This is a genomic window from Microbispora rosea (genome assembly GCF_900156315.1).
Taxonomy (GTDB): Bacteria; Actinomycetota; Actinomycetes; order Streptosporangiales; family Streptosporangiaceae; genus Microbispora; species Microbispora rosea.
In genome coordinates this window covers 157,793-169,548 of record NZ_FTNI01000004.1, presented here as the reverse complement: position 1 = coordinate 169,548, position 11,756 = coordinate 157,793, and the positions used below count along the sequence as shown (strand labels likewise).

At 70.5% G+C, this 11,756-nt stretch carries 9 protein-coding genes; 6 read left to right on the top strand and 3 right to left on the bottom strand.

Annotated elements, in window-relative coordinates; translation table 11 throughout:
- Window positions 1-21 precede the first annotated feature (21 nt).
- The 6 genes from BXA11_RS08040 to BXA11_RS08015 all read left to right on the top strand — a co-directional run bounded on the left by BXA11_RS08040 (window position 22) and on the right by BXA11_RS08015 (window position 8,216).
- Window positions 22-2,499 carry an ATP-binding protein gene (locus tag BXA11_RS08040; RefSeq protein ID WP_076433933.1) on the top strand — a complete coding sequence of 826 codons (2,478 nt, stop codon included), beginning with the start codon at window positions 22-24 and terminating at the stop codon, window positions 2,497-2,499.
- Window positions 2,496-4,931: a type IV secretion system protein gene (locus BXA11_RS08035; RefSeq protein WP_076433932.1), complete on the top strand. Its 2,436-nt coding sequence runs from the start codon at window positions 2,496-2,498 to the stop codon at window positions 4,929-4,931. Before BXA11_RS08040 ends, BXA11_RS08035 begins: the two co-directional genes overlap by 4 nt.
- Complete coding sequence (locus tag BXA11_RS08030) at window positions 4,931-5,578, top strand: hypothetical protein (protein ID WP_030507507.1); 648 nt, start codon at window positions 4,931-4,933, stop codon at window positions 5,576-5,578. Before BXA11_RS08035 ends, BXA11_RS08030 begins: the two co-directional genes overlap by 1 nt.
- Window positions 5,575-6,732, top strand: coding sequence for a C40 family peptidase (locus BXA11_RS08025; RefSeq protein ID WP_239105067.1), 1,158 nt, complete (start codon window positions 5,575-5,577; stop codon window positions 6,730-6,732). Before BXA11_RS08030 ends, BXA11_RS08025 begins: the two co-directional genes overlap by 4 nt.
- Entirely contained in the window at window positions 6,729-7,130 is a 402-nt protein-coding gene (locus BXA11_RS08020) for a (deoxy)nucleoside triphosphate pyrophosphohydrolase (protein WP_076433931.1), read from the top strand. The genes BXA11_RS08025 and BXA11_RS08020 overlap by 4 nt, the downstream gene beginning before the upstream one ends.
- 93 nt (window positions 7,131-7,223) lie before the next feature.
- Window positions 7,224-8,216 carry a hypothetical protein gene (locus BXA11_RS08015; protein ID WP_076433930.1) on the top strand — a complete coding sequence of 331 codons (993 nt, stop codon included), beginning with the start codon at window positions 7,224-7,226 and terminating at the stop codon, window positions 8,214-8,216.
- Window positions 8,217-8,281: 65 nt separating this feature from the next.
- Here BXA11_RS08015 and BXA11_RS08010 read toward each other — a convergent pair whose 3' ends face one another.
- The 3 genes from BXA11_RS08010 to BXA11_RS08000 are packed head-to-tail and all read right to left on the bottom strand — an operon-like array spanning window position 8,282 to window position 11,715.
- Window positions 8,282-9,034 (bottom strand): succinate dehydrogenase/fumarate reductase iron-sulfur subunit, encoded by a 753-nt coding sequence (locus BXA11_RS08010; RefSeq protein ID WP_030507503.1) that lies wholly within the window; start codon window positions 9,032-9,034, stop codon window positions 8,282-8,284.
- Window positions 9,034-10,920 carry a fumarate reductase/succinate dehydrogenase flavoprotein subunit gene (locus BXA11_RS08005; protein ID WP_076433929.1) on the bottom strand — a complete coding sequence of 629 codons (1,887 nt, stop codon included), beginning with the start codon at window positions 10,918-10,920 and terminating at the stop codon, window positions 9,034-9,036. The genes BXA11_RS08010 and BXA11_RS08005 overlap by 1 nt, the downstream gene beginning before the upstream one ends.
- Before the next feature lie 9 nt (window positions 10,921-10,929).
- Entirely contained in the window at window positions 10,930-11,715 is a 786-nt protein-coding gene (locus BXA11_RS08000) for a hypothetical protein (RefSeq protein WP_030507501.1), read from the bottom strand.
- Window positions 11,716-11,756 lie beyond the last annotated feature (41 nt).

Sequence of the window (11,756 nt, the reverse complement as noted above, 5' to 3'; positions counted from 1 at the left end):
GAGGAAGCTGGTGAGAGGTCGATGAGCAGGGCGCGCAGTCGCCTCGCGGTGCGTTACTTCGACGATCGCGTTCTCCTCACCGACTCGGCGGCCTGGGCCTACTTCCGGCTGCCGACGGTGAGCTACGAGTTCCTCACCCCCGAGGAGCGCGAGGCGCTGGCCACCAACATCACGATCGCGCTGGCCGCGATCAGGATGCCCGACGCCGAGGTGCACCTGCGGATCGCGCACCGGGCCTACCCGGCGGCGGAGTGGGCGATGGCGCTCAACTCGACCTCCGACGAGGGCCCGGGCTGGCGGGAGTACCTGGAGGAGATGTACCGCCACGTCTGGGCCAAGGACTTCTGGAGCAAGGAGGTCTATCTCGGCGTACGGCTCGGGCCGCGTGGCGCGCAGCTCGGCACCGGCGTGCTCGCTCAGCTCTTCGGCTTCTACCAGCGCAGCGAGAAGGCGCTCGGCATCGACGACGACCACGTGCCGGACAAGGAGATCACCCGGTGGACCGAGGCCGCCGAGCGGCTCGGCCGGGCCCTGGCCTCCAGCGCGCTGTACGCCCGCCACGCCACCTCCACCGAGATCGCCTGGCTGTTCCAGCACGCGGCGGCGGGCGGCCTCGGCGAGCCGCTGGCCTCGGCCACGCCGCGCCGCAGGTGGGGCAAGGGCGAGATCGAGGCGCTGGTCGAGGGGCAGATCCACAACGGCAGGTCGCTGCTGCGGATCGAGCAGCCGGCCGGAGACTCCTACACCGCGCACCTGTCGTTCGCCCGGTTCCCCGACCTCATGCCGTTCCCCGACGGCGAGCCGTGGCTGCACTTCGCCGACCAGTTGCCGTTCCCCGTGGAGGTCTCCAGCCGGATGCGGCTGATCCCCCCGGTCAGGGCGAGCAAGGACGTGGCGCGCAAGCTGGCCCACGCCCGCGACATGGACATCCACATCCGCGAGGCGGGCGCCGAGGCGCCGCTCGCGCTGGCCGAGCAGATCGACGCCGCCCGCATGCTGGAGCACGGCATCACCAAGGAGCGGCTGCCGTTCGTGTACGGCTGGCATCGGCTGAGCGTCAGCGCGCCGACCGAGGAGATGTGCGTCCAGCGGGTCGAGGCCGTCGTGGAGCACTACCGCGACCTCGGCATCGACGTCGTCAACTCCACCGGCGACCAGTTCTCGCTGTTCTGCGAGGCCCTTCCCGGCGAGCGGCTGCGGGTCAACGCGTACGCCCAGCGGCAGCCGCTGCGCACGATCGCGGGCGGTATGGCCACCGCGACCGTCGAGCTCGGCGACCGGGTGGACGAGTCGAACGCCGGGTGGATCGGGCCGTACGTCGGGGAGACGCTGGGCCGGGCCCGCAGCATCGTGCACTTCGACCCGCTCGTCGCGGCGGCGCGCAACCGCCCGACCGCCATCGCGATCACCGGTGAGCCGGGCGGCGGCAAGACCACGCTCGCGCTGCTGCTGATCTACCAGATGGCGCTGCGCGGCGTCACGAACGCGGTCATCGACCCCAAGGGCGACGCCGAGTCGCTCGTACGGCTGCTGCGCAACCGCGGCCGCAAGGCCAGGGTCATCCCGCTGGGGTCGGCCGCGCCGGGCCTGCTCGACCCGTTCTCGTTCGGCGACGACATCGCGACGAAGAAGACGATGGCGACCGAGACCCTGCGGCTGCTGCTGCCGAGGATGTCGGAGGAGCGCGAGTCCGCCATGATCCAGGCGGTCGCCGCGGTCTCCAACGAGCCCGACCCCTCACTGGGCAAGGTGGTGGACCACCTGGAGCAGTCCACCGACCCGGCATCGAAGAACCTCGGCGCCGTGCTGCGGTCGATGTCGGAGATGCACCTGGCCCGGCTGTGCTTCGACGCCTCGGGCGGCGAGCAGATCGACACCGAGGGCTGGACGACCGTGTTCACGCTCGGCGGCCTCACGCTGCCCGACGTGATGACGGCCAGGGACGACTACTCCTATGAGCAGCGGCTGTCGGTCGCGCTGCTCTACCTCGTGTCGCAGTTCGCGCGGCGCCTGATGAACGGGCTCGACCGGCGCACGCCGAAGGCGATCTTCCTCGACGAGGCGTGGGCGATCACGTCCACTCCCGAGGGGGCCAAGCTCGTGCCGGAGGTCTCCCGGATGGGCCGCTCGCGCAACACGGCGCTCGTCCTGGTCTCGCAGAACGCCGGTGACCTGCTGAACGAGCAGGTGACCAACTGTCTGTCGTCGGTCTTCGCGTTCCGCTCGACGGAACGCGTGGAGGTCGAGCACGTGATGGAGCTCCTCGGCGTCGACCCGTCGGAGGAACACAAGGCGGTGCTGCGCTCCCTGGGCAACGGGGAGTGCGTCTTCCGGGATCTGGACGGCCGGGCGGGCCGTATCGGGGTGGACCTTATCTCGGAGGAGCTGCTGCGCTGGCTTGACACCAATCCGACACACGACAAACCCAACGAGAACGTGCATGATCTTCTTGACGGGGGCTCCGGTCGGTCGGGGGTCGCGCAGGAGGTGCGATCGTGAGCGTGCGCAGGAACGGTCCTAGGGGTCGCACCCGGGAGGGCGGCAGACGCGGCAGGAGGGTCCGTCGGACCCTGGCCCTGCTTCTCGTCGCCTTCGCGGCGTTCGTGACGCTTCCGCTGGTCTTCCCCACCGGTACGGCGAGCGCGGTCGGTCCCTGTGACCTGTCGCCCAGCCTCGCTCCCGAGATCGTGGGCGGCGGCGTCGACGGGCTGGTCCAGCCGCCGTCGAGCGAAGAGGTGACGGCCGCCGGTCAGAGCACCCCTCAGGCGCCGAAGGAGCCGGCGACCAACTACGAGCGGTACGGCATGGCCGGCCAGTTCTGGCACACCTACGACCTCGGGTGCTCCGACGTCACGGCCGTGCTCGGCAACGCGTGGGCCAACACGGTGTTCTCGTGGGCCAAGGCCGTCGACCGGCTGACGATCAGCACCTACCAGGCGGCGGCGACCGAGGGGCCGCTGCAGCCCATCAAGGACGTCGCCGACGAGATCGTCACCAACCTCGCCAACGCGATGTACTGGCCCTACCTGCGGCCGATCGTCATCCTCGGCGCGATCTGGCTGGCGTGGTACGGCCTGATCCGCAAGCGCGCGACGACGACCACCGAGGGCGTCATCTGGATGGTCCTCGCGGTCACGGTCGCCATCTGGTTCTTCAGCCGCCCCGGCGACTTCACCAGCCTCGGCAAGACCGTGACCGACAAGACCGGCGAGATCGTCAACTCGGCGTTCTCCGGGCTGCCCGGGGCGGGCGGCGCGTCCTGCCTGCCGATGAAGGAGACCGCGCCGGGCGAGGTGCCGAGCGCCCCGACGGCGGGCGGCTACGGCCGCCAGGGCACGCCCGGCGTGGAGCAGAACGCCGACGCGTTGTGGTCGGTCCTGGTCTGCAAGCCGTGGCTGATGGGCGAGTTCGGGACGGCCGACCCCAACTCCGGGCTCGTGAAGGGCATGGGCGCCAAGCTGCTCAACCTCCAGGCGATCGACGCCGCCGAGCAGGCCGCCGATCAGACGCCGGCCTCCGACTCGCACCAGCAGCGTTTCGAGGAGGAGGTCGCCAAGCCGATGCAGAGCACCCCGGCGTACTTCCTGTTCCAGGGCAAGGACTGGACCAGCCGGCTGGGCATCGCGATCGGCGCGTTCATCGCGGCCATGGTCGCCGGTCTGCTCATCTTCCTCGTCGCGGTGTCGCTGCTCGTCCTGAAGGTCGGCTTCCTCCTGCTGCTGATGCTCGGGCCGGTCTTCCTGCTGATCGGCGTGCATCCGGGCTCCGGCCGGATCATCGCCATGCGCTGGGTGGAGATGCTGGTCGGCACCCTGCTGCGCCAGGCGGTGCTGGCCCTGGTGCTGGGCGTCCTCGTGTACGGCTACGCGCTGATCATCTCGACCAGCCTGCCCTGGGGCATGCAGATCCTGTTCATGGCGCTGCTGACGATCGCGGTCTTCTTCTACAGACGGCCGTTCCAGCACCTGTTCGCCTCGATGGACGGGCACACGATCGCCACCCGGATGCTCGGCGAGGCCGCCACCGCGCCGACCCTCTCGCGGGCGGCCAACGCACTGCCGCCGGTCGCGGCGGCCCGGGCGGCCCGGTGGGGCCTGCGCAAGGCCGAACCGGTCATCAGCGCGGCCGCGATGGCGACCGGTGCGGGCACGGCGGCCGCCGCGGCGGGCGTGGCGCAGGGCCGCGTGCGCGGCGAGGAGGGCGCGGGCGCCGTTCCCGCCCAGGCGGGAGCCCGTGCCGGGGCACAGCCCGCGCCGCTCGACGCCGACGCGCAGGGGGCAGGTCGCCGCAAGGCCGGGGTCGCCGCCTCGCGTCCGGGAACGGCCCCGCCGCTCAACCTGTCGGGGGTGCGCCCCGCAGCGCGGGCCGCGTCGGCCGCGTCGGCCGTGTCAGGCGCGTCCGCCGCGTCCGCCGCGGGATCGTCGGCGGGAAGCCCGGCTGCTCCGCCGCAGCGGGTCACCGGCGTCTCGCCCGCTCCTGCTCCGCCGGCCGCGCAGCCCACGCCGTCCCGCGGCCGCCCGAGCGGCGGATCGAGTGGCGGATCCGGCGGTGGCTGGTTCGGCGGCAGGTCCGGTGGCGGCTGGGCGTCCCGGCCGTCGTCCCCCCGGCCGTCCGGCGGAGGCTCGGGCGGGTTCTTCGGCGGCGGTTCGCGCGGCTCGTCGGGCGGCTCCTCCGGCAGGTCCTCGAACAGGTCGTCCGGTGGTTCTTCCAGTGGTTCGTCCGGGGGCATCTTCGGCGGATCGTCCCGCCGCAGCGACGGCGGCCGTTCCCGGCCCGCCCCGTCGCGCGACTCCGGTTCGTCCGGCGGCTCGTCCAGCCGTCCCCGTTCCGCCGAGCCGCCCCCGCTCTGGCTGCCGAGCAGGGGAGAGGGCACGCGCCGCGACAGCGACGCGCCCACTCCGTTCTGGGCCAGGCCCGCTGACGGCGACTGATGAGAAGCCGAAACAGTGACCGGGGGAAGGGCCTCGCCTTCGCGGCGGCCGTCGCGGTGCTCGCCGCCGTCGGCGTCTACCTCACGATGAGCGGGCCCTCGGGCTCCTCCGCGGACGACGCGCAGACGAGGGAGCAGTCGGTCGTGGCCACCTCGCGGGCGACGGCCGCGGCCCGCGAGCCGAGCCCGGTGGCCACGACTCCGGCCGCCTTCGACGTGTACGCGTACCTGCCGCTGTCGCGGGAGGAGATCGGCGCGGCGGCCGACCTGGCGCGCCGCTTCACCGAGGCGTACGGCACCTTCTCGCCCGGCGAGGATCCCGCGGCGCGGGCCGACCGGCTGAAGCGGTTCGCGACCGACGAGTTCGCCGGCCAGCTCACCAGGACGGTCACCGACCCCGCCGTGGTGGAGCAGAACGAGGCCGACCAGGTGACCTCCAAGGGGTCGGCGAAGGTGACGACGATCCGCGACATGACGGCCGACCAGGTGGTGTTCGTCGTCGACTCGGCCCGTCACGTGACGGACAAGAACGGTCAGAAGGACGTGCCCGAGCGGTTCGCGGTGACCGTGATCAAGGCGGGGACCGACTGGCGGGTGTACGACCTGCAACTGGCCGACGCCGGTCAGGACGGGGACAGCTCGCCGTGACCGCTCCGCCGCGCATGACTCCCGCCTCGACGCGCGTCGTACGCAGGCTCGCGTCGGCAGGACGGGACTGGCGGACGATCGCCGTCGCCCTCATCGTGATCGTCCCGGCCACGCTGTTCGGCTCGATCATCCTGATGACGCCCAGCCCGTCGATCCTCTTCGGCGGCGGCGCGGCCGAGAACTGCGCCGAGGCGGCCACGGGGGAGACCTCGGGCGGGGCCGTCACCACCGTCTCGCAGACCGCTCAGGGCGACATCCCGGCCGACTACCTGGAGCTCTACAAGAAGTTCGGCAAGCAGATCGGCGTGCAGTGGAACGTCCTGGCCGCCATCGGTAAACGGGAGACGAACCACGGCCGCTCGACGTTGCCGGGGGTGCGCACCGGCACCAACTACGCGGGGGCCGCGGGGCCCATGCAGTTCCTCATCAGCACCTGGGGCGGCCAGGCGAAGATGAAGATCGAGCCGGGGATCAACGGTTACGCCTCCGACGGCGACGGGGACGGCTACGGCGACGTCTACGACCCGGCGGACGCCATCCTCGGCGCGGCCAAGATGCTCAAGCGCAACGGCGCACCCGACGACCTCAGAAGGGCGATCTTCGTCTACAACCGGGCCACCTGGTACGTCGACCAGGTGCTGGAGATCGCCAAGCGTTACGCGGCGACCGGGGAGATCGGCCTGCCGCCCGAGGCCGACCCGGCCTGCGACTCCGGCTTCGTCGACAGCGCCCCCGACGACGTCGTCCGCAAGATCCTCGAGTACGCTCTGGCGCAGCGGGGCAAGCCGTACCGGTGGGGCGGCACGGGCCCGGACGCCTTCGACTGCTCGGGGATCATCTACATGGCCTACCGCAACGCGGGTCTGAGCATTCCCCGCACGACCTTCGGCCAGTGGCCCTTCGGCGCGAAGATCGAGGAGGGGAAGGAGCAGCCCGGTGACCTGGTCTTCTTCAACGCCGGCCCCGGCACCTCAAAGGACAATCCGGGCCATGTCGGGATGGTCGTGTCGCCCGGCAAGATGATCGAGGCGCGGTGCACGCTGTGCGGGCCCATCAAGGTCTCGACGTACCACGATCGGCCCAACATCGTGGGCTTCACCCGGCCGCTGGAGAACGAGACCGTCATCGCGCAGCTGAAGCGGGCGCAGACGTGACGGACGCGCGCCTCGTCGTCGGGGCCGCGATCGTCGAGGGCGGCCGCCTCCTGGCCGCCCAACGGTCCGGGCCCCCGGCCATGCGCGGCGGCTGGGAGTTCCCCGGAGGGAAGGTCGAGCCGGGGGAGGACGAGCGCGCGGCGCTGGTGCGGGAGTGCGCCGAGGAGCTCGGCGTCCAGGTCGTCCTCGGAGGTCGCGTCGGCGGGGACTGGCCCCTGCAGGACGGCTATGTGATGCACGTGTGGTTCGCCACCGTCGCCGCGGGTGCGCCCCGCCCGCTGGAGCACCTCGCACTGCGCTGGCTGGAGCCGCAGGAGTTGTACGACGTCCCCTGGCTTCCCGCGGATCTTCCGGTCGTCGCCGCCATCGAGAAGTTGCTGCCGAATCGGAGCGGATAGTCGCCGAATCGTTCGCAAGATCGGGCTTTGCTCCTGCTTTTACCAATCTACAATTTGTTCTGACCTCGAAGCAGGGCCGACAGGAGGCGAGCGTTGATCGGACGCGTGTACATGAGAGCCGCGTCCTCGGCTGTCGCGTCGGTGGCCATCGCCACGTTGGCGGTCCTGGCCGTGGGCCCGGTGCTCGGCGCCAACGCCGAGCCGGTGGAGCCGTGTGACCCCACCCAGGACCCCCAGTGCGCCGTCGTCACGGTGACCGTCACCCAGACGCCGCCGGTCACGTCCTCGGCGAGCGCGAGCCCCACGGCCGAGCCCGTGGTGACCAAGACCGTCACCATCACGCCGACGCCGTCGCCGAAGCAGACCAAGACCAAGGAGCCCAAGCCGGTCACGACGACGACCGCTCCCCCCGCGTCCACGACCGAGCAGAACCCCACGCAGACGATCCCGACGCTGACCGACACCCCCACCACGGATCCCAGCCCGACGGTGGAGGAGAACGGGGAGGTGAGCCTGCCCCCCGCGTCGGCCGAGCCGACGCCGGACACGGCGCAGCAGTCCCCCAGCCCGGGCGTGTCGTTCGAGCAGCCCGATCCCCAGACGGTGCCGATCGAGATCCGCAACGCGTCTCCCGAGTACGACAAGCCCACGCTGGCCCACCGGCTCGCCATCCCCGCCGGGGTGCTCGTGGGCATCGCGCTGATCGCCTGGCTGATCTTCGAGGGCCGGCTGCGCAGGATGGCGCACGCCGCCGCCGTACGGCGAGGAGGCCCGGCCGCGGCGCGGACGCCTGCTCCCGAGGTGGCGGCGGCGGCCTACCCGGCGGCCACCCCCGGCTACGCCCCGATGATGGGCTTCGTGCCCGTCCAGCCCTACACCGTGGGCTATCCGCAGCAGCCCTACGGCTACCAGGTGCCGTACGGCTACGCCCAGCCGTACGGGTATCCGGTGGCCGACCCCGCCCAGATGCAGCAGGCCCAGATGCAGGCCCAGATGCAGGCGCAGGCCCAGCAGCCTCCTCAGGGCGCGCCCGACCCCTGGAGCCAGGCGGTCGGCGAGGGCGAGGACCCGGCCACCCGGCAGTGACCAACTGACAGGGACCAACAGAAAGGCGCCGATCGGACGGACCGATCGGCGCCTTTTCCGCAGGCTCAGCGCTGCCGCTTGAAGATCTTCGAGCCCAGCCAGACCAGCGGGTCGTACTTCCGGTCGACCACGCGCTCCTTCATCGGGATCAGGGCGTTGTCAGTGATCTTGATGTGCTCCGGGCAGACCTCGGTGCAACACTTGGTGATGTTGCAGTAGCCCAGGCCGTGCTCCTCCTGCGCCGACTCCTTGCGGTCCGCCACGTCGTACGGATGCATGTCGAGCTCGGCGATCCGCATGAGGTAACGCGGGCCGGCGAAGTTCGGCTTGTTCTCCTCATGGTCGCGGATCACGTGGCAGACGTTCTGGCACATGAAGCACTCGATGCACTTGCGGAACTCCTGCGAGCGCTCGACGTCGACCTGCTGCATGCGGTACTCGCCCGGCTTCACGTCGGCGGGCGGCGTGAACGACGGGATCTCGCGGGCCTTCTGGTAGTTGAACGACACGTCCGTCACCAGGTCCTTGATGACCGGGAACGTCCGCAGCGGCGTGACCGTGATGGTCTCGCTCTCCTCGAAGGTGGACATCCGGGTCATACAACCCAGCCGCGGCTTGCCGTTGATCTCCATCGAGCACGAGCCGCACTTGCCGGCCTTGCAGTTCCAGCGCACCGCGAGGTCGGGGGCCTGCGTGGCCTGGAGCCGGTGGATGACGTCGAGGACGACCTCGCCCTCGTTCACCTCGACGGTGAAGTCCTCCAGGCGGCCCTCCCCGCCCTCACCGCGCCAGACGCGGAACTTCGCCTTGTATCCCATCACGACTCCTTGACCGCGGCGTCGTATTCCGCCAGCTCTTCCTCGGTGAGGTACTTCTCCAGCTCGGAGCGCTCGAACAGGCTGATGAGGTCGCCCCGCATGGACGGCTGGACATCCTCCTCCACGGTGATGGACGTGCCGTCCGGCTTCGCGGAGCAGACCAGCAGCCTGCGCCGCCACTCGGCCGACATGCCGGGGTAGTCGTCGCGGGTGTGGCCGCCGCGGCTCTCCTCGCGCAGCAGCGCGGCCTTCGCCACGCACTCGCTGACCAGCAGCATGTTGCGCAGGTCGATCGCGAGGTGCCAGCCCGGGTTGTAGATCCGGCTGCCCGAGGAGGCGGTGTTCTTGGCCCGCTCCTTGAGCTTCTCGATGACCTGGAGGGCCTCGCTGATCTCTTCGGACTTGCGGATGATGCCGACCAGGTCGTTCATCGTGCGCTGCAGTTCGTGGTGGACCTCGTACGGGTTCTCCCCGCCGCTCCGCTCCAGCGGGGCCAGGGCCTCGGTCTGAGCCTCATCGAGACCGGTCACGGCCGGCCGCTTGGCCAGCCCGTCCACGTACGCCGCGGCTCCCGCGCCGGCCCGGCGGCCGAACACCAGCAGGTCGGACAGCGAGTTACCGCCGAGGCGGTTGGAGCCGTGCATGCCGCCGGAGACCTCGCCGGCCGCGAACAGGCCGGGGACCGAGGCCGCGCCGGTGTCGGCGTCCACCTCGACGCCGCCCATGACGTAGTGGCAGGTCGGGCCGACCTGCATGGGCTCCTTGGTGATGTCGACGTCCGCCAGCTCCTTGAACTGGTGGTGCATCGACGGCAGCCGCCTGGTGATCTCGGCGGCGGGCAGGCGGGTGGACACGTCGAGGAACACGCCGCCCTGCGGTGACCCGCGCCCGGCCTTCACCTCGGCGTTGATCGCCCTCGCCACCTCGTCACGCGGCAGCAGCTCCGGCGGACGCCGGTTGTTGGCCTGGTCGTCGTACCAGCGGTCCGCCTCCTCCTCGGTCGTGGCGTACTTGTCCTTGAACACGTCCGGGATGTAGTCGAACATGAAGCGGCGGCCCTCGGAGTTGCGCAGGACGCCGCCGTCGCCGCGCACCGACTCGGTCACCAGGATGCCGCGCACCGACGGGGGCCAGACCATGCCCGTCGGGTGGAACTGGATGAACTCCATGTTGATGAGCCGCGCGCCGGCGAGCAGGGCCAGCGCGTGACCGTCACCGGTGTACTCCCAGGAGTTCGACGTGACGACGTACGACTTGCCGATGCCGCCGGTGGCCAGCACCACGGCGGGGGCGTCGAAGACGATGAAGTCGCCCGTCTCGCGCCAGTAGCCGAAGGCGCCGGAGATCGCGTCCCCGTCCTTCAGCAGCCGGGTGACCGTGCACTCGGCGAAGACCTTGATGTACGCCTCGGGGTCGCCGTGCAGCTTCTCGTCCTCCTGCTGCAGGGCGACGACGCGCTGCTGGAGGGTGCGGATCAGCTCCAGACCGGTGCGGTCGCCGACGTGCGCCAGGCGCGGGTACTCGTGGCCGCCGAAGTTGCGCTGGCTGATCTTGCCGTCCTTGGTGCGGTCGAACAGCGCGCCCCAGGCCTCCAGCTCCCAGACGCGGTCCGGGGCCTCCTTGGCGTGCAGCTCGGCCATGCGCCAGTTGTTGAGGAACTTGCCCCCGCGCATGGTGTCGCGGAAGTGCACCATCCAGTTGTCGCTCGAGTTGACGTTGCCCATCGCGGCCGCGGCGCCGCCCTCGGCCATGACCGTGTGGGCCTTGCCGAACAACGACTTGCAGACGATCGCCGTCCGCTTGCCCTGCTGCCGCGCCTCGATCGCCGCGCGGAGCCCCGCTCCACCGGCTCCGATGACGACGACGTCGTATTCGTGACGCTCCACTTGAAATCCTTATGCGAACGGGAAGTTGATGACGCCCTTGGCGACGAGCCGGACGTACAGGTCGGCGATCATGACCGAGAACAGCGAGGCCCAGGCGAACTGCTGGTGCCTGGCGTTGAGCTTCGAGACCAGGGTCCACGCCTTGTAGCGCAGCGGATGCCTGGAGAAGTGGTTCAGGCGCCCGGCGGTGATGTGACGGCACGAGTGGCAGCCGAACGTGTAGCAGAGGATCAGGGCCGCGTTCACGAGCAGGATCCAGCTGCCCAGCCCGGCGGGCTTGTGCACCAGCGCCAGCACCGCGTCGTACGTCAGGATCAGGCCGATGATGATGGCGAAGTAGAAGAAGTAGCGGTGGATGTTCTGCAGGATCAGCGGCAGACGCGTCTCGCCGGTGTACTTCCCGTGCGGCTCGGCCACGGCGCAGGCCGGCGGCGACAGCCAGAACGACCTGTAGTAGGCCTTGCGGTAGTAGTAGCAGGTGAGCCGGAAACCACCGGGCAAACCGAGGATCAGAATCCCGGGCGGCAACGTGTACCAGTCGCCGAACGGGGCGAGCCCGAACAACCGGGCCCCCTCGGGACAGGACGTCGCCAGACACGGCGACGAGAAGGGCGCGATGTACGGGTCGACGAAGTAGCTTCCGTCGAAGATCGCCCAAAATCCGTAAATCAAGAACAACAGGAGTCCGGCGAACGTGAACGCCGGAGCCAGCCACCATCGGTCGGTGCGAAGAGTGCGCACCCTGATCTGCGCGCGTTGTTTCCTTGCCGCGCTCTCGGCCGTTGTCTGGGTCATCGGAGACCTTCCACCCTCACTGACTCCGCGCACGCCGGAGC